This window comes from Microbacterium sp. 18062, assembly GCF_902706225.1.
In the GTDB taxonomy this organism is placed as follows: domain Bacteria; phylum Actinomycetota; class Actinomycetes; order Actinomycetales; family Microbacteriaceae; genus Microbacterium.
The window spans coordinates 76920-95123 of sequence record NZ_CACSKB010000002.1 but is presented as its reverse complement, the minus strand read 5'-3'; the positions used below and the strand labels follow the sequence as shown (position 1 = coordinate 95123).

Sequence of the window (18204 nt, the reverse complement as noted above, 5' to 3'; positions counted from 1 at the left end):
TGCGCTCGAACTCGGGCAGACTGAGGTCGTGGGGGACGAGACGTTCACGGTAGCCGCCGCACAGCCACAAGTCGACGCCGGCGCGCTGCACCTCAATGCCGAGCGACATGCGCGCGCGATCCGGGAGGCGAACGCCCGACTGGTGGTGTTCCCCGAGCTATCCCTTACCGGATACGAACTCGGCGCACCGGCCGTCGCGCTCGATGACCCGCGCCTGGCGCTGATCCTGACCGCGTGTCGTGAGACGCAGAGCGTCGCTCTCGTCGGAGCGCCGGTCGATGAAGACGGTCGTCTGCACATCGCCATGCTGCGCTTCGACACCGCGGGCGTACGCGTCGTGTACCGGAAGACATGGCTGCACGCAGACGAAAGCGATCGATTCACTCCGGGCCCGGGTGCCGAGACCACGACCGTTGACGGCTGGACGATCGGCCTCGCGATCTGCCGCGACACGGGAGCCAGCCAGCACACGGCGCAGCTGGCACTGCTGGGCGTCGACCTGTATGCGGCGGGCGTCGTCGATCTCGCCACTGATCTCGTCGAGTGCCAGTCCCGCGCGTTCGTCATCAGCCGCGCACTTCGCGCGCCGGTGGTCATCGCGAGCTTCGCGGGGCCGACTGCTCCCTCGTTCACCCGCACCGCGGGTCACTCGGCGGTCTACGATGCCTCGGGCACCCCGCTCGTCGAGGCGGATGACGTGCCGGGTCGCATCGTGGCCGCCCGCCTCAGCAGGGTCACGCAGGTGCCGTGACCCGAGAGTCTTCACCATCCGATCCCCGAGCGAGGCGCGAAGCGACGAGGCGAAGGGGCGGGCGTTTCGTCTCGCTACGCTCGCTCGGCGGCCGGGCTTTCGCCACCCCACGGAGCGCCCTCCCCGGCGTAGTGAGCAGCAGGCCCGTTCATAAGTCATGACACCCGTAGCGGATGCTGTGACCAGGTCCCGGATTCCCGCGGTCGCGGCCGGACAGCCCTGCCGGACGTCATGAGTGGTGAACAGGTTCCGGACGGGACGAGCCCGCGGACGGACTTGCCCCACCCCACGGAACACCCACCGAGACGCAGAGAAGCTGAAGCGAAACTCTCCCCGGAGTGGGGAGATTTTGCTTCCTTCGTTGGTCGTCAGCGACCCCGGCCGCTGACCCGAGAGTCCTCACGCTTCGTCTCGCTGCGCTCGCTCAGCGACCGGGCTGTCCGGCGGGATGCGGCTCAGACGGCGTCGTCGGACCGTGTCGTGCGGCGGGTGACCTGCTCGCCCGCGGCGGGGTCGACGGCCGTCCGCGTGACAGTGTCGGTCTGGCGACGGCGGATCAGCAGGACGATCCCGAGCAGGAAGATGAGAAAACCCGCTCCCATCAGGATGTAGCCGACCATGTCGAGGTTCACCCAGTCGAGCTGGATGTCGAGGGCGAAGGCGAGGATGGCGCCGATGACGAAGAGGGCGATGCCCGCGCCGATGCTCACAATGGTCTCCCGGCAGTTGGTGGACGGTGTCCCGACAGCCTGCCCGACCCGCGACCGCATCCCGAGGGGGTTGACACCCGGCACACGGCCGTGGATCACGGACCCCGCCGCGCTCACGCCGTGGGTGCGACTGCCACCCAATCCCCGAACTTCGGGAGACGTCCGTCGCCCGACGACGTTCCGGTGAGCCGGCGTCGCACCCACGGACCGACGTGCGTCCGGTAATAGGCGACGCCCCGTAGACGCGTGGTGACGTCCCTCTCCGGCAGCGACCACCACTCCCCCGGCGGAGTGTGCCCCAGAGCGGTCAGCACGCGCGCCGCGACCCGATGGTGCCCCCGCTCGTTCATGTGAAGACGGTCCTCGGACCAATAGGGCGCCCGGGACAGCTCGGCATCGGGCCAGTTGAGGGCTCGCACCACATCGTCGCGCGCCTCGACGCGCCCGACCACGGCCGCGGACAGTTCGTCGCCGCGGCGCTGGATGAGCCGGCTCATCGGCAGGTGCGCGGACGGATTCGCGCCCGACAGCAGGATCAGCCGGACGCCCTCCTCGTCGCAGCGCCGCAGCACTCGAGAGAAGGCATCGGCGACGTGCACGATCGTCGTACGCGGACGCAGCATGTCGTTGCCGCCGCCGTTGAACGAGAGGTGCGTGGGGCGCAGCGCCAGCGCAGGTTCGAGCTGTTGCTCCACGATCGGCCAGATGAGCTTTCCGCGGACGGCGAGGTTGGCATACTCGATCGGTTGCCCGGCCGCATCCGCCCACCCCTGAGCGACGAGATCGGCCCAGCCGCGAACCGTGCCGTCGGGCAGCTCGTCGCCGACGCCCTCGGTGAAGGAGTCACCGATCGCGACGTATCGGATGGAGGATGCGGGCATCTCCCCAGCCTATGACCGCCGCGCCGGATGCGTCGCCGCGGTCAGTCGGACGCGAGCATGTCGCGCACGAGCGGCACGACCTTCGTACCGTAGAGCTCGATGGAGTGCAGCATCCGCTCGTGCGAAAGCGGGCCGTTCGAGAACTTGAGGTCGAAGCGGTCGAGGCGCAGCATCCGTACGGTGTCCGCGATCTTGCGTGCGACGGTCTCTGGCGAACCCGCGTACATCGCGCCGCCGGGTCCCACGTCGTGCTGGAACTGCAGGCGGCTGTAGGGCGGCCAGCCCCGCTCGCGACCGATCACGTTCCGGTTGATCTCGACGGCGGGATACGCCTCGTCCCAGGCCTGCTGATCCGTGTCCGCGATGTGGCCGGGCGAGTGCACGCCGACCGGCCGCCGCTCGTGCCCCGCGGCATCCAGCGAACGCTCGAAGAGGTCCACATAGGGACGGAAACCCGACGCGGGTCCCCCGATGATGGCAAGCATCAAGCCGTATCCGTACCGAGCGGTGCGCACCACGGACTCGGGCGAGCCGCCCACGCCGACCCAGGCGCGGAGCCCCTGCTGCGTCTTCGGGAAGACGTCGGCATTGCTGAGCGAGGCTCGGGTCGTGCCCGACCACGTCACGGGCTTCTCGGCCATCAACCGGCTGAACAGATCGAGCCGCTCCTCGAACAGCACCTCGTAGTCCTTGAGCTCGAAACCGAACAGCGGGAACGACTCGGTGAACGAGCCGCGGCCGAGGATGACCTCGGCGCGTCCGTTCGAGACCGCGTCCAGCGTGGCGAAGCGCTCGTACACGCGCACCGGGTCGTCGGAGGAGAGCACCGTGACGGCAGTTCCGAGATGGATGCGGCTCGTCCTGGCCGCGGCGGCAGCGAGCACGATCTCCGGGCTCGACACCGCGAACTCGCGGCGGTGATGCTCCCCTACGCCGAAGAACGCGAGGCCCACCTCGTCCGCGAGCACCGCCTGATCGACGACGTTCCGGATGGTCTGGGCGTCGCTCAGCAGCTCGGCGTCAGCATCCGCCGTGACATCCCCGAATGTATCGAGCCCGAATTCCACCGCAGCGCTCACGTCCGCCTCACTTTCGATTCAGGTGAATGGAACTGGAAGGCGCGGCGCAGTATTCCCGGTCGGGCGACGCCAGCGCCGCGACCCTTCGTCTCGTCGCGGCGCTCCTCGCTCGGGGACCGACGAGGCGGGCATCAGGGCCGCAGTGAGGCACGGAGGGTGTCGAGCCCGACCCCGCCGATGCCGAGAGCGCGCTTGTGGAAGTCCTTGATCGAGAAGTCGCTCCCCTGGACCGCTCTGTCGTCCTCGCGGATCTGCTCCCAGATGCGCTGCCCCACCTTGTACGACGGCGCCTGTCCCGGCCAGCCGAGGTAGCGGTTGACCTCGAACTGGATGAACGCGTCGGGCATGTTGACGTTGCGTCGCATGAACGCCAGCGCGTAGTCATGGTCCCACGGCACCTCGCCGCTCGCACCGAGCGCGGACGAGGCGCCGAGCCGGGGCTTCTGCAGGTGGACGCCGATGTCGAGCACGACGCGAGCGGCTCGCATCCGCTGGCCGTCGAGCATGCCCAGCCGGTCGGCCGGGTCGTCGAGGTAGCCGAGCTGCTCCATCAGCCGCTCGGCGTACAACGCCCATCCCTCAGCGTGGCCCGACGTCCCGGCGAGCAGGCGTCGCCAGGAGTTGAGCTGGGCCCGGTTGTACACGGCCTGCGCGATCTGCAGATGGTGGCCGGGCACGCCCTCGTGGTAGACGGTCGTCAGTTCGCGCCACGTGTCGAAGGAGTCCACGCCCTCGGGCACCGACCACCACATGCGGCCTGGACGGGAGAAGTCGTCGGTCGGGCCCGTGTAGTAGATGCCCCCCTCCTGGGTGGGCGCGATCATGCACTCGAGACGGCGGATCGGCTCGGGGATGTCGAAGTGGGTGCGGCCGAGCTCGGCGACGGCACGGTCGCTCGTGACCTGCATCCACTCCTGCAGGGCCTCGGCGCCGTGGAGCTTGCGCGTGTCGTCCGCTTCGAGGAACGCGACGGCCTCTTCGACTCCGGCGCCGGGGAGGATCTCGTTCGCGATGGACTCCTGCTCGGCCACCATCCGCGCCAACTCCTCGACGCCCCACTCATACGTCTCGTCGAGGTCGATGGTGGCCCCGAGGAACCGTCGCGAATGCAGGGCGTAGAGCTCGCGGCCGACCGCGTCGGCCTCGGTCGCGACGGGGGCGAGCTCCGCCGTGAGGAAGCGGGCGAGCTCATCGTAGGCGACGCGCGCCGCCCCCGACTGGTCAGCGAGCTCGCGGGCGAGCGACGCGGGCAGCTGTCCCTCGGCAGGCGTCGCCTCCGCCGCGAACGTCGCGAAGAAGCCGTTCTCGGACGTGTACCGGTCGATCTGCGAGACGACCTCGACCACCTGGCGCCGCGCGGGGGTCACACCCTTGTCGACACCTGCGCGGAGCGTCTCGATGTACCCGCCGATGGCGGCGGGCACCGCTCCCAGACGGGCGGCGATAACCGACCAGTCCTCGACGGAGTCGGCGGGCATCAGATCGAACACCGAGCGGATGTCCTGGGCCGGCGAGGCGATGACATTCAGATCGCGCAGCGAGGCATCCGCCTCGTGCAGCTCGAGGTCGAGCCGCAGCTCGCGGGCGAGATCCGCCTTCGTCACCTCGTCGACGACGTCGACGGGGATCGCCCCCTCCAGCCGGCCGAGCGCCGTGCGCGCCGCCTCCGCGTAGCGCTCGGACCCCTCCGGCGAGTAGTCGCCGAAGCGGGAGTTGTGCTCGAATCGGCCGATGTACGTCGCCAACGTGGGGGCGAGCTCGGACACGGTGTCGACCCAGTCGTCCGCGATCTCGTCGATCGGGGTGGGCGTGCGTTCGGCATGTGTCATGCGTTCGAGCCTACGCACGCCCCTGGACGCCACCAACCCGACTCAGCGGCCCGCACCGCTGACCATCCCGGACGATGCGGACGTCCCATCCAGGGGCTCGCGCATCAGTGACCGGCCGCGTTCCACTCGTCGCCGTGACCGATCTGCACGTCGAGCGGCACGGTGAGCTCCGCCGCGTCGCCCATCCGCTCGCGCACGATGCGTTCCGCCGCATCCCACTCCCCCGGCGCCACCTCGACGACGAGCTCGTCGTGGATCTGCAGCAGTACGCGCGAGGCGAGCTCCTGCGCGCGGAACTGCTCGTGGATGCGGAACAGCGCGATCTTCATGATGTCGGCGGCGCTTCCCTGGATCGGCGCGTTGAGCGCGGCGCGCTCGGCGTTCTCGCGCAGCACCCGGTTCGGGCTCGCGAGGTCGGGGAAGGGACGGCGACGTCCGAAGATCGTCTCGGTGAACCCGTCGATCCGCGCCTGCTCCACCGAGGAGCGCAGGTAGTCGCGGACCGCGCCGAAGCGGGCGAAGTACTCGCCCATCAGCTGCTTCGCCTCGGACTGGTCGATGCGCAGCTGCTTCGAGAGCCCGAAGGCGGACAGCCCGTAGACCAGGCCGTACGACATCGCCTTGACCTTGGTGCGCATCGCGGGCGTGACGTCGTCGGGCTCGACGCCGAAGACCCGCGCGCCGACGAACCGATGGAGGTCCTCCCCCGATCTGAATGCCTCGACCAGACCCGGATCCTCGGACAGATGCGCCATGATCCGCATCTCGATCTGCGAGTAGTCGGCGGTGAGCAGCGTCTCGTATCCCTCGCCCACCTCGAACGCCGACCGGATGCGGCGGCTCTCCTCGGTGCGGATCGGGATGTTCTGCAGGTTCGGGTCGGTGCTCGACAGACGTCCGGTCTGTGATCCGGTCTGCAGGTAGGTCGTGTGGATGCGCCCGTCGTCGCCGATTGCCGCATCGAGCGACTCGATGATCTGGCGCAGCTTCGTCGCCTCTCGGTGCTGCAGCAGCAGATCGAGGAACGGATGCGGGTTGGACTCCTGGAGGTCGGCGAGCACCGCCGCATCCGTCGAATAGCCCGTCTTCGTCTTTCGCGTCTTCGGAAGCAGGAGGTCCTCGAACAGGACCTCCTGCAGCTGCTTCGGGGAGCCGAGGTTGACCTCGCGTCCGATCGCGGCGAAGGCCTCCTGCGCGATGCGGTCGGCACGTTCAGCGAGCTCGGCGGAGAACCCGGAGAGCTTCGCGTGCGAGACGGCGATCCCCGCGAGCTCCATATCGGCCAGCGCCTGCAGGGTGGGCAGCTCGATGTCGGAGAGCACCTCCGCGACGCGTCCCGTGACCTCGTCGCGCAGCGCCGCGCCCACCCGAAGGGTGAACCAGGCGAGCTGGCCGGGCGTCGCCCCCTCGGTCTCGGGCACCAGCTGGGCGGGATCGGCCTCGGGGAGCTTCTCCCCCAGATACCGGTCGACCAGATCGGCGAGCGTCTTGTCGGGGAAGCTGGGGCGGATCAGCCAGCCTGCCAGCAAGGTGTCGAACGCGAGACCCTCGAGGCGGACCCCCGCGCGGCGGAGCGCCTTCAGCTGCCCCTTCGCGTCGTGCAGCACCTTCGGCGCGTCGGAGGTCAGCCAGGGGGTGAGCGCGGCCGCAGCGGCCTCGGACCAGGACGCCTCGACCGCCGCGGTGCGAGACGCGATTCCGACCCGTCCGGGGAGGCCGCTCTCGATCGTGAGGGTGAGAGCCAGATCGCCCTCGGCATCGGCCACCCAGGCGGCGAGGGCAGCAGGGTCTGCCTCGACCGGCGTCGGGGCCGTGGTCGTGGGCAGGTCGACGCTCGTGCCCTCGGAGGCATCCGTTCCCGTCGCCTCGAACACGCGTGGCAGGAGGGTGCGGAACTCGAGCCGCGCGAAGATGTCGCGGACCGCCTGGGTGTCGATCGGCTGCCGAATGAGATCGGCGGGCGTCACCGGAAGCTCGACGTCGCGCAGTAGACGGTTCAGCGCCCGGTTGCGCCGAACGTCGTCGATGTGGTCGCGCAGGTTGCCTCCGACGACGCCCTTTATCTCGTCGGCGCGCGCCAGCAGCTCGTCGAGGGAGCCGTACTGGGTCAGCCATTTGACCGCGGTCTTCTCCCCCACCTTCGGCACCCCGGGGAGGTTGTCGCTCGTCTCGCCCACGAGCGCGGCGATCTCGGGGTACTGCGCCGGGGGCACGCCGTAGCGCTCCTGCACGGACTCCGGGGTGTAGCGCTTGAGCTGCGAGACGCCCTGAACACTCGGGTACAGCAGGGTGACCTCGTCGGTCACGAGCTGGATGGAGTCGCGGTCGCCCGAGCAGACCAGCACGTCGAAGCCCGACTCGACACCCTGCGCGGCGAGGGTCGCGAGGATGTCGTCGGCCTCGATGTCCTCCTTCGTGAGCACGGCGATCCGCATCGCGCGCAGGCAGTCCTGGAGGAGCGGGATCTGGCCGGAGAACTCGGGCGGGGTCTCGCTGCGCGTCGCCTTGTACTCCGGGTACTCACGGGTTCGGAAGGACACCCTCGAGGTGTCGAACGCGACGGCCACGTGCGTCGGGCGCTCGGCCTTCAGCAGGTTCACGAACATCGACAGGAACCCGTAGATGCCGTTGGTGTGCTGGCCGTCCTTGGTCGTGAAGTTGTCGACCGGGAGCGCGTAGAAGGCGCGGAAGGCGAGCGAATGGCCGTCGACGACCAGGAGGGTAGGCTTTGCGGAGTCCGTCACCCTGTCAGCCTAATCAGCCCCGCGGACATGAAAACCCAGGCGATGAAGCGAGGACCTGCCGCGATGACCGACACGACCCCTCCCCTCGACGGGATCGCCTGGGCGATGCAGCGCGGGAACGGCGCACTGGCCGACAAGATGGGATTCCGGTGGGTGGAGCTCACGATCGAGCGGGCCGTCGCGACGATGCCGGTCGAGGGCAACACGCAGCCGGTCGGTCTCTTCCACGGCGGCGGGTACGTGGTGCTCGGCGAGTCGCTCGGGTCGATGTCGGCGAACCTCTACGCCGGGCCCGGCCGGCTCGCCGTCGGCGTCGACATCAACGCTACGCACACCCGATCGGCCACGTCGGGACTCGTCACCGGCGTGTGCACCCCGATCCACCTCGGACGCAGCATGACGGTGCACGAGATCGTCCTGTCGGACGACCAGGGCCGTCGTTGCTCGACCGTCCGCATCACGAACATGATCAAGAACCTCCCCGCACGCTGAGACGCGTGCAAGGAAGCGCGTGGCTCAGCCGCTACTTCTTGGCGGAGAGCTGCTCGATGATGGCCTTCGCGACGTCCTGCATCGTGAGACGGCGATCCATCGACGCCTTCTGGATCCAGCGGAACGCCTCGGGCTCGCTGAGGCCCATCTTCTCGTTCAGCAGGCCCTTCGCGCGGTCGACGAGCTTGCGCGTCTCGAAGCGCTCCACCATATCAGCGACCTCTGCCTCGAGCGTGATGATCTGCTCGTAGCGGGCGAGTGCGATCTCGATGGCCGGCAGCAGGTCGTTCGGGGTGAAGGGCTTCACGACGTAGGCGAGAGCGCCCGCCTCGCTGGCGCGCTCGACGAGCTCCTTCTGGCTGAACGCCGTCAGCAGCACGACGGGGGCGATGTGGTTCTTGCTGAGCTTCTCGGCGGCGCTGATGCCGTCGAGCTGCGGCATCTTGACGTCCATGATCACCAGGTCCGGACGCAGGTCGGTCGCGAGCTGCACAGCGGTCTCGCCGTCGCCCGCCTCGCCGACGACGTCGAATCCGTTGTCGCGGAGGATCTCGACGATGTCGAGACGGATGAGCGACTCGTCCTCGGCCACCACCACGCGGCGGGGAGCGGTGGACGACGTATTGGCGGATGCTTCTTGCTCGGTCACCTTTGAATCTTACGGTACGCGCGATCCTCTCCTGTATTGATGCCGCCTCGGATTACTGCCGGGGTGGGAGGCAAGAGGGATCGGCGCGGAGCCCATCGGATGGTGCGCCTGGTGCGGTAGTGTCGTCCGGTGTGAGCCGGCGATTGCCGGTGTGGCGGAATGGCAGACGCGACCGACTCAAACTCGGTTGCCCGAAAGGGCGTGTGGGTTCGACTCCCACCACCGGCACCAGCTGTAGGCGCTCGGATCGGGATCGGCATCGGCGCTACTCGAAGACCGTGGTCAGCACGAGCACGCCGGCATCCTGGTCTATCGCGACAGTCGACCGGTACTCGCCCGTCGAGAACGTGCTGTCGAGCTTCGAAGAACGTAGATAGGGACCCGCAGGAAGGTCTTCCGCGATGAGCTCATGAACCTCGGGCGCGTCTCCCGGCTCGAGATCTGATCCGGCCACGAGGCGTTCCAGATGGTCGTCGTCCAAGGTCACCACAGCATCGATCCAGTACAGCGACGGGCCCGGCGCCTCCCTGATCCCGAGAGTGCCCGCCACCCAATCGATGCTCGACGCGCCCGCCAGGACCGGGAAGCGCGACACCACCGTCTCGAGATCGGTGCGCAGGTCGCCGCTCACGTTCTTGGTGCTCGAGGTCTCTGCCGAGCACCCCGCGGCGCAGAGCACGGCGAGCAGCGCCACCACGACACCCGTCAGTGCGCGCCTCATTCTCCCTCTTCCGCTCGTTGACCCACGCTATCAACAGCATCGGAGATCAACAGATGATTCGCGGCCGTTCCCGTAGGCTGGTGGTCTTTACGCTTCATCCCCAGGAGTGACCGTGCATATCCGTTCAGCTGCCATCCTGCTCGTCCTTCCCGTGCTCGCCCTCGTCGGCTGCACCGCTTCTGCGAACCTCACCGTCGACGCCGGAAAGATCTCCGAGCAGGCCACCGAGGCGCTTCACCAGTCCAACCCGGAGCTCGAGATCGTCGAGATCGACTGCGGTGACGGGAACGTCGACCTCGTAGAGGGAGAGATCGTCGATTGCGTCGCCACTGACACGACCAGCGGTGCGGAACTGGGAGCGAAGGTCACGCTCTCGGACGTCGAGGGGACCTCTTACCACCTGAGCGTCAAGATCGACGATGCACCCACGAACTCGCCGACGGCGACCTCGGCCCCCGAGGGCCTCACGGTGCCGAGCACGACCCTGGCGGAGCTCGCAGCCGGCGCCCTGGCCGAGCAGCTAGGCTTCACCCCGACGATCACCTGCTCTCCCGCGGACGTGCCTCTCGTGGTGGACGAGCAGATCCGCTGCATGACGACGGCCGAGGACGGCGCTGCGGCGACGACCCTCATCACCATCACCGAAGTGAACGGGACCGACTACAAGATCAACGCCGAGATCCAGTAGCCGGCGCCACCGGCACGAAAGAGGGGCTCCCGGTGGGAGCCCCTCTTCACGTTCGTTCTCCGGGGATTACTCCCCCGACCGGTAGATCGGCGCGAGGCCGTTGACGGCGTCGCCGATCTTGTGGATGCGGATGTCGTTGGTCGAGCCGATGATGCCGGGAGGGGACCCGGAGATCACGACGACCTTGTCGCCTTCTTTCGCGAGTCCCTTCGAGAGGAAGAACTCGTCGACCTGGATGAACATGCGGTCCGTGTGCGGGACATGCTCGACGAGCGCCGATCGCACACCCCAGGTGAGCGCCATCCGCCGCCGGATCGCCGGCTCGGGCGTGAACGCCATCATGGGAATGTTCGGGCGCAGGCGCGACATCCGGCGCGCCGTGTCGCCGGACTCGGTGAAGATGCACAGCCACTTCGCCTCGACGAACTCGGCGACCTCGTTCGCGGCGAGCGTGATGGCGCCGCCCTGCGTGCGGGGCTTGGTGGTCAGCGGCGCGATGCGCTCGAGACCGTGCTCCTCCGTCGAGGCGACGATCCGTGCCATCGTCTCCACGACGATCACCGGATAGTCGCCCACGCTGGTCTCGCCGGACAGCATGACCGCGTCGGCGCCGTCGAGCACGGCGTTGGCGACATCGCTCGTCTCGGCGCGCGTGGGCACCGGGTTCGAGATCATGGACTCGAGCATCTGCGTCGCCACGATGACGGGCTTCGCCATCCGTCGGCAGAGCTCGACCGCGCGCTTCTGCACGATCGGCACCGCCTCCAGCGGAAGCTCGACGCCGAGGTCGCCGCGGGCGACCATGATGCCGTCGAACGCGTCGATGATCCCCTCGAGGTTGTCGACCGCCTGCGGCTTCTCGATCTTGGCGATGACGGGGATTCGGCGCCCCTCCTCGGCCATGATCTCGTGGACGCGCGTCACGTCGCTCGCGTCGCGCACGAACGACAGCGCGATCACGTCGGCGCCGGCACGCAGACCCCAGCGGAGGTCGGACTCGTCCTTCTCCGACAGGGCGGGCACGTTGACCGCGACGCCCGGCAGGTTGATGCCCTTGTTGTTCGAGACGGGGCCTGCGACGATCACCTTCGTCGTGACGACGGTGCCGTCGGTCTCCACGACCTCGACGCGCACCTTGCCGTCGTCGATCAGGAGGAAGTCACCGGGACCCACATCCTGCGGAAGCCCCTTGAAGGTCGTGGAGACGATCTCCTTCGTGCCGACGATGTCCTCCACGGTGATCTTGAAGATGTCGCCCACCGCGAGGTCGTGCGGTCCGTCGGCGAACTTGCCGAGTCGGATCTTCGGGCCCTGAAGGTCGACGAGGACGGCGACAGCGCGTCCCGCGTCATCGGCGGCCCGACGCACGTTCGCGAAGTTCGCGTCGTGCACCGAGTAGTCCCCGTGGGACAGGTTGAGGCGGGCGACGTCCACACCTGCGTCGATGATCGCGCGGACCATCTCGTAGGAGGAAGTTGCCGGGCCGAGGGTGGCGACGATCTTCGCGCGTCTCATCCGTGTATCGTGCTCCGATGTGTAGTGGTGGGGTGCCTTCGCCAGCCTACGCGGGCTGGAGACCGATGGCGACATCGCTGGGCTGAACCGGTGACGGCAGCGCCGTGTCGCCCATGAGGTAGCGGTCGACGGATGCGGCCGCGGCACGTCCCTCGGCGATGGCCCAGACGATCAGGGACTGGCCGCGACCGGCGTCGCCGGCGACGAACACGCCGGGAGCGGTGCTCTGGTAGTCGTCGTCGCGCTCGACGCTTCCCCGGCCGGTGAACTGCGCGCCCAGCTGCGACTCGAGCTCCGTGCGCTCCGGGCCCGTGAAGCCCATGGCGATCAGCACGAGGTCCGCGGGGATCTCACGCTCGGACCCGCTCTTGGGGACGCGGCGACCGTCGACGTACTCGGTCTCCGCCACGCGCAGCGCGCGCACCTCGCCGACCTCGTTCGCGAGGAACTCGACGGTCGAGGCGAGGAAGACCCGTTCGCCCCCCTCTTCGTGCGCGGAGGAGACCTCGAAGAGGGTGGGCGTGGTCGGCCATGGCTGCGCATCGGTACGGGCGGCCGGCGGCTGTTTGCCGATCGCGAGGTTCGTGACGCTGAGCGCGCCCTGGCGGTGCGCGGTGCCGATGCAGTCGGCGCCGGTGTCGCCGCCGCCGATCACGACGACGTGCTTGCCCTCGGCGCTGATCTGGTTGTGCACCTGGTCGCCGGCCACGGCGTGGTTCGACTCGACCAGGTACTCCATCGCGAAGTGCACGCCCGCGTGGTCGCGGCCGGGGATGGCGAGGTCGCGCGGCACCGTCGAGCCGGTGGCGACCACGATCGCGTCGTAGCGCGTGCGCAGCTCCGACCACGTGATGTCGCGACCGATCTCGACGCCGGCGCGGAAACGCGTGCCCTCGTCCTGCATCTGCCGCAGACGCGTCTCGAGGTGCTTCTTCTCCATCTTGAAGTCCGGGATGCCGTACCGGAGCAGACCGCCGATGCGGTCGTCGCGCTCGAACACCGCGACCGTGTGGCCGGCACGGGTGAGCTGCTGCGCGGCGGCGAGGCCCGCGGGGCCGGAGCCCACGACGGCCACCGTCTTGCCGGTCAGACGCTCCGGCGGCTCGGGCTCGACCCAGCCGTGCGCGAACGCCTCGTCGATGATCGAGACCTCGACCTGCTTGATGGTGACGGCGGGCTGGTTGATCCCCAGCACGCACGCGCTCTCGCAGGGCGCCGGGCAGAGACGCCCGGTGAACTCCGGGAAGTTGTTCGTCGCGTGCAGGCGCTCGATCGCCGCGCGGCCCTCACCGCGCCAGGTGAGGTCGTTCCACTCCGGGATCAGGTTGCCGAGCGGGCATCCCTTGTGACAGAACGGCACGCCGCAGTCCATGCAGCGACCGGCCTGGCGGCGGAGCACGGCGGAGTCGCCCGGCTCGTAGACCTCTTTCCAGTCCAGGATGCGTACCGGCACCGGGCGGCGAGGCGGAAGCTCGCGCTCGGTGACCTTCAGAAAGCCCTTCGGGTCAGCCACCCGTCACCTCCATGATGCGGCCCCACACGACGTCGCCATCCGGGTCCAGGCCCTCGGCCAACGCCTCCTCGCGGGTCTGCAGAACCGCCGCGTAGTCGCGCGGGACGACCCGCACGAAGTTCGTCACTTCCTCCTCGAAGTCCTCGAGGAGCGTCGCCGCCAGCGTCGAGTCCGTCTCTGCGAGGTGACGCTGCAGCAGGTCGCGGAGGATCTCCGCATCCCCCGACCCGAGCGGGCCGAGTTCGAGCTCTCCGCTGGAGAGCGAGTCCCGGTTCATGAGGTTCTCGTCGAGGCGGTAGATGTAGGCGGTGCCTCCCGACATCCCGGCGCCCAGGTTGCGCCCGGTCGGCCCCAGGATCACGGCGAGTCCGCCGGTCATGTACTCGAGCGCGTGGTCGCCCACGCCCTCGACGACCGCCGTCGCACCGGAGTTGCGCACGAGGAAGCGCTCGCCCACCGTACCGCGGAGGAACATCGTCCCCTGGGTCGCGCCGTAGCCGATGACGTTGCCCGCGATCACGTTCTGAGAGGCGTCGAAGGCGGCGTCTCGCGACGGGCGGACGACGATCTGACCACCGGACAGGCCCTTGCCGACGTAGTCGTTCGAGTCGCCCTCGAGTCGCAGGGTGATGCCGGCCGGCATGAACGCACCGAACGACTGGCCTGCGGATCCGGTGAGCTCGACCACGATCGAGTCCGACGGCAGGCCGTTCTGACCGTGCGCCTTGGTGACGTGATGACCGAGCATCGTGCCGACGGCGCGCTCCGTGTTGCGGATGGGGAGCGTGATCTCGATGTGCCCTCCGTGAGCGATGACGTCCTGCGCGCGCTCGATGAGCGGCACGTCGAAGTGCTCCTCGAGCTCGTGCAGCTGTCCGCGTCGGTTGCGCCGCGGCTCGTCCTCGGCGAACACGGGTCCTTCGAGCACCGGCGCGAGGTCGAGTCCGCTCGCCTTCCAGTGCTCCACCGCGCCGTTCACATCGAGCAGCTCGACGTGGCCGATCGCCTCGTCGAGCGAACGGAAACCGAGCTCCGAGAGGTACTCGCGCACCTCCTCGGCGATGAACTCCATGAAGTTGACGACGAACTCGGGCTTTCCGGTGAACCGTGACCGCAGCACGGGGTTCTGCGTCGCGACGCCGACGGGACAGGTGTCGAGATGGCAGACACGCATCATGACGCAACCCGAGACGACGAGCGGCGCGGTCGCGAAGCCGAACTCCTCGGCGCCCAGCAGCGCGCCGATGACGACGTCGCGGCCCGTCTTGAGCTGGCCGTCGACCTGCACGACCACGCGGTCGCGCATGCCGTTGAGCATGAGCGTCTGCTGTGTCTCGGCCAGCCCCAGCTCCCACGGGGTCCCCGCGTGCTTCAACGAGTTCAGCGGGCTCGCGCCCGTGCCGCCGTCGTGCCCGGAGACGAGGATGACGTCGGCCAGGGCCTTGGCGGTCCCCGCCGCGACGGCGCCGATGCCGGACTGGCTCACGAGCTTCACGTGCACCCGGGCGGCGGGGTTCGCACGCTTCAGGTCGAAGATGAGCTGCTTGAGGTCCTCGATCGAGTAGATGTCGTGGTGCGGCGGCGGCGAGATGAGCCCGACGCCGGGCGTGCCGCCACGGGTGCGGGCGACCCACGGGTACACCTTCTGCGGGGGAAGCTGGCCGCCCTCGCCGGGCTTCGCGCCCTGCGCGAGCTTGATCTGGATGTCCTCGGCCTTGGTGAGGTAGAGGCTCGTCACGCCGAAGCGGCCGGAGGCGACCTGCTTGATCGCGCTGCGGCGGGCGGGGTCCAGGAGACGGTCGACGTCCTCGCCGCCCTCGCCCGTGTTGGACTTGCCGCCGATCCGGTTCATGGCGATCGCCAGCGTCTCGTGCGCCTCCTTGGAGATCGAGCCGTAGCTCATCGCCCCGGTCGAGAAGCGCTTCACGATCGACGAGACCGGCTCGACCTCGTCGATCGGCACGGGCGGACGCACCCCGGTGCGCAGGCCGAAGAGGCCGCGCAGGGTCTTCAGCTCGTGCGCCTGGTCGTCGACCAGCTTCGTGTACTCGCGGAAGATGTCGTACCGGCGTTCGCGCGTCGCGTGCTGAAGGCGGAAGACCGTGTCGGGGTTGAACAGGTGCGGCGCCCCGTCGCGGCGCCACTGGTACTCGCCGCCGGTCCACAGCCGCTCATGGGCGCGGGCGGCGGAGTCCTCGGGGTACGCGAAGGCGTGGCGCGCCGCGTTCTCGGTCGCGACGACGTCGAGTCCGATGCCGCCGAGCTTCGACTCGGTTCCGGTGAAGTAGGCGTCGATGAACGCCTGGGAGAGCCCGACCGCCTCGAACACCTGTGCCCCGGCGTACGACGACACGGTCGAGATGCCCATCTTCGACATGATCTTGAGCACGCCCTTGCCGAGCGCCTTGATGAGGTTCGCGACGGCCTTCTGGGGCGAGACTCCGGTGATGAAGCCGGCGCGCACGAGGTACTCGACGGTCTCCATCGCGAGATACGGGTTGACCGCGGAGGCGCCGTAGCCGATCAGCGTGGCGACGTGGTGCACCTCGCGGACGTCGCCGGCCTCGACCACCAGTCCCACCTTCATCCGCGTCTCCTTGCGGATGAGATGGTGGTGGACGGCCGCCACCATCAGGAGGGAAGGGATAGGTGCGAGGTCGGTGTTGGAGTCGCGGTCGCTGAGCACGATGAACTCGGCGCCGTCCTCGATGGCACGGTCGACCTCGGCGCACATCTGCGCAAGGCGCTTCTCCATGCCCTTCGCGCCCGCCGCGACACGGTAGAGACCGCGGATCGTGACGGAGGTGCGACCGGGCAGCGCGGTGTCGATGTGCTGGATCTTGGCGAGCTCGTCGTTGTCGATCACCGGGAAGTCCAGGGTGACGGTGCGCGCGTGCTCCGGTCCCCAGCTCAGCAGGTTCGGCTCGGGGCCGAGCCCCAGCGAGAGCGACGTGACGACCTCTTCGCGGATGGAGTCGAGCGGCGGGTTGGTCACCTGCGCGAACTGCTGGGTGAAGTAGTCGAACAGCAGGCGCGGACGATCGCTGAGCACCGCGACCGGGGTGTCGCTGCCCATCGCCCCGAGCGGCTCGGCGCCGTTCTGCCCCATCGGGGTCAGCAGGATGCGCACCTCCTCCTCCGTGTAGCCGAAGGTGCGTTGGCGGCGGGTGATCGACGCGATCGGGTGCACGATGTGCTCGCGCTCGGGAAGCTCCGACAGCCGCACCCGACCCGCGTCGAGCCACTCCTGCCACGGCTGCAGGCCGGCGAGCTGGGACTTGATCTCGTGGTCCTCGATGATGCGTTGCTGCGCCGTGTCGACGAGGAACATGCGTCCGGGACGCAGCCGACCGCGACGCTTGATGCGCTCGGGCTCGAAGTCCAGCACGCCGGTCTCGCTGCCGATGACCACCAGGCCGTCGGTCGTCTCCGTCCACCGGCCCGGGCGCAGCCCGTTGCGGTCGAGCGTCGCACCTACGACGGTGCCGTCGGTGAAGATGAGCGCGGCCGGGCCGTCCCACGGCTCCATCTGCATGGAGTGGTACTCGTAGAACGCGCGCAGCTTCGGGTCCATGTCGGGCTGCTTCTCGTACGCTTCGGGAACCATCATCATGATGGCGTGCGGCAGGCTCCGGCCGGTCAGCGTCAGCAGCTCCAGCACCTCGTCGAACGAGGCCGAGTCGCTCGCGCCCCCGGTGCAGATCGGCAGCAGCGGACGGATGTCGCCCAGCAGCTCGGACTCGAGCTGCGACTGCCGCGCCCGCATCCAGTTGCGGTTGCCGTTGACGGTGTTGATCTCGCCGTTGTGGGCGAGCATGCGCAGCGGCTGGGCGAGCGGCCACGACGGGAACGTGTTGGTCGAGTACCGGGAGTGCACCACGGCGAGCTCGGACGCGAAGCGCTCGTCCTGCAGATCGGGGTAGAACGGTTCGAGCTGCAGCGTCGTGACCATGCCCTTGTAACCGAGCGTGCGGCAGGACAACGACACGAAGTACGCGCCGGCCTCCCGGCGCGCGCGCTTGCGCAGCCGGTACACGCGGCGGTCGAGCGCGACCCCGGACAGGGCCGGGGCGTCGCCGACCGCAGGCCGCGAGACGAACAGCTGCTCGAACGCGGGACGGGCCTTCCGAGCGAGCTTGCCGAGGTTCTCGTCCTCGGTCGGCACGTCGCGCCAGCCGAGCACGACGAGGTTCTCGCTCGCCGCGATCTGTTCGATCGCGGCCTTCTGCGCGGCGCGCTCCTGCTCGTCGCGCGGCAGGAAGGCGAGCCCCGCGGCGTACTCCCCCACCGGCGGCAGCTCGAAGCCGACGACCGCGCGCAGGAACGCGTCGGGCATCTGCGTGAGGATGCCGGCGCCGTCGCCGGTACCGGCATCCGACCCGATCGCACCGCGGTGCTCGAGGTTGCGCAGGGCCGTCAGCGCGAGGTCGATGATGTCATGGCCGGCCTCGCCGCGCAGGGTCGCGACCATGGCCAGGCCGCAGGCGTCCTTCTCGAACGCAGGGTTGTACATCCCCTGTGCGACGGGGAACTCACCGAAGCCCTGTGCTGCTGCGGTGTCGTGACGGGGGCTCGAAGCCATACCAACCGTCCTCATGTCGATGCTCGTGCTGGGACGACGTCGGCCCGGGA

The 18204-nt window shown here is 68.9% G+C and carries 13 protein-coding genes and 1 tRNA gene; 4 read left to right on the top strand and 10 right to left on the bottom strand.

The window, feature by feature from the left end; translation table 11 throughout:
* Window positions 1–28: 28 nt before the first annotated feature.
* A complete protein-coding gene (locus tag GVL03_RS01530; RefSeq protein WP_159498789.1) occupies window positions 29–751 on the top strand; it encodes a carbon-nitrogen hydrolase family protein in 723 nt (240 codons plus the stop codon).
* A gap of 455 nt (window positions 752–1206) precedes the next feature.
* Here GVL03_RS01530 and GVL03_RS01525 read toward each other — a convergent pair whose 3' ends face one another.
* The 5 genes from GVL03_RS01525 to polA form a co-directional block, all read right to left on the bottom strand.
* Window positions 1207–1461: a DUF6458 family protein gene (locus GVL03_RS01525; RefSeq protein WP_159498787.1), complete on the bottom strand. Its 255-nt coding sequence runs from the start codon at window positions 1459–1461 to the stop codon at window positions 1207–1209.
* Window positions 1462–1574: 113 nt separating this feature from the next.
* Window positions 1575–2342 carry an SGNH/GDSL hydrolase family protein gene (locus tag GVL03_RS01520; RefSeq protein WP_200847016.1) on the bottom strand — a complete coding sequence of 256 codons (768 nt, stop codon included), beginning with the start codon at window positions 2340–2342 and terminating at the stop codon, window positions 1575–1577.
* A gap of 41 nt (window positions 2343–2383) precedes the next feature.
* On the bottom strand, window positions 2384–3421 hold the full coding sequence (locus GVL03_RS01515) for an LLM class flavin-dependent oxidoreductase (RefSeq protein WP_159498785.1): 1038 nt from the start codon (window positions 3419–3421) through the stop codon (window positions 2384–2386).
* A 131-nt stretch (window positions 3422–3552) separates the two neighbouring features.
* Entirely contained in the window at window positions 3553–5250 is a 1698-nt protein-coding gene (locus GVL03_RS01510) for a DUF885 domain-containing protein (RefSeq protein WP_159498783.1), read from the bottom strand.
* A gap of 104 nt (window positions 5251–5354) precedes the next feature.
* Window positions 5355–7994, bottom strand: coding sequence for a DNA polymerase I (gene polA / locus GVL03_RS01505; RefSeq protein WP_159498781.1), 2640 nt, complete (start codon window positions 7992–7994; stop codon window positions 5355–5357).
* Between the two features lie 63 nt (window positions 7995–8057).
* On the opposite strand from polA, the gene GVL03_RS01500 reads away from it, so the two are divergent.
* Window positions 8058–8486 carry a hotdog fold thioesterase gene (locus GVL03_RS01500; protein WP_159498779.1) on the top strand — a complete coding sequence of 143 codons (429 nt, stop codon included), beginning with the start codon at window positions 8058–8060 and terminating at the stop codon, window positions 8484–8486.
* 31 nt (window positions 8487–8517) lie between these two features.
* Here the strand turns inward: GVL03_RS01500 and GVL03_RS01495 are convergent, their stop codons facing one another.
* A complete protein-coding gene (locus GVL03_RS01495) occupies window positions 8518–9135 on the bottom strand; it encodes an ANTAR domain-containing response regulator (protein WP_159498777.1) in 618 nt (205 codons plus the stop codon).
* A gap of 145 nt (window positions 9136–9280) precedes the next feature.
* Here GVL03_RS01495 and GVL03_RS01490 point away from each other — a divergent pair.
* Window positions 9281–9366: transfer RNA gene (locus GVL03_RS01490), tRNA-Leu, on the top strand.
* Between the two features lie 34 nt (window positions 9367–9400).
* On the opposite strand, the gene GVL03_RS01485 is transcribed toward GVL03_RS01490, so the two are convergent.
* Window positions 9401–9856 (bottom strand): hypothetical protein, encoded by a 456-nt coding sequence (locus GVL03_RS01485; protein ID WP_159498775.1) that lies wholly within the window; start codon window positions 9854–9856, stop codon window positions 9401–9403.
* 112 nt (window positions 9857–9968) lie between these two features.
* On the opposite strand from GVL03_RS01485, the gene GVL03_RS01480 reads away from it, so the two are divergent.
* Window positions 9969–10544: a hypothetical protein gene (locus GVL03_RS01480; RefSeq protein WP_159498773.1), complete on the top strand. Its 576-nt coding sequence runs from the start codon at window positions 9969–9971 to the stop codon at window positions 10542–10544.
* Window positions 10545–10610: 66 nt separating this feature from the next.
* Here the strand turns inward: GVL03_RS01480 and pyk are convergent, their stop codons facing one another.
* The 3 genes from pyk to gltB are packed head-to-tail and all read right to left on the bottom strand — an operon-like array spanning window position 10611 to window position 18154.
* Entirely contained in the window at window positions 10611–12059 is a 1449-nt protein-coding gene (gene pyk / locus GVL03_RS01475; protein ID WP_159498771.1) for a pyruvate kinase, read from the bottom strand.
* A 46-nt stretch (window positions 12060–12105) separates the two neighbouring features.
* Window positions 12106–13572: a glutamate synthase subunit beta gene (locus GVL03_RS01470; RefSeq protein WP_159498769.1), complete on the bottom strand. Its 1467-nt coding sequence runs from the start codon at window positions 13570–13572 to the stop codon at window positions 12106–12108.
* A complete protein-coding gene (gltB, locus tag GVL03_RS01465) occupies window positions 13565–18154 on the bottom strand; it encodes a glutamate synthase large subunit (RefSeq protein WP_159498767.1) in 4590 nt (1529 codons plus the stop codon). The genes GVL03_RS01470 and gltB overlap by 8 nt, the downstream gene beginning before the upstream one ends.
* Between the last annotated feature and the right edge of the window lie 50 nt (window positions 18155–18204).

Excerpts from the sequence above, each read along its gene's own strand:
- GVL03_RS01510 (WP_159498783.1), bottom strand. The coding sequence starts at position 5,250 with ATGACACATGCCGAACGCACGCCCACCCCGATCGACGAGATCGCGGAC.
- pyk (WP_159498771.1), bottom strand. The coding sequence starts at position 12,059 with ATGAGACGCGCGAAGATCGTCGCCACCCTCGGCCCGGCAACTTCCTCC.
- gltB (WP_159498767.1), bottom strand. The coding sequence starts at position 18,154 with ATGGCTTCGAGCCCCCGTCACGACACCGCAGCAGCACAGGGCTTCGGT.
- GVL03_RS01500 (WP_159498779.1), top strand. The coding sequence starts at position 8,058 with ATGACCGACACGACCCCTCCCCTCGACGGGATCGCCTGGGCGATGCAG.
- GVL03_RS01520 (WP_200847016.1), bottom strand. The coding sequence starts at position 2,342 with ATGCCCGCATCCTCCATCCGATACGTCGCGATCGGTGACTCCTTCACC.
- GVL03_RS01485 (WP_159498775.1), bottom strand. The coding sequence starts at position 9,856 with ATGAGGCGCGCACTGACGGGTGTCGTGGTGGCGCTGCTCGCCGTGCTC.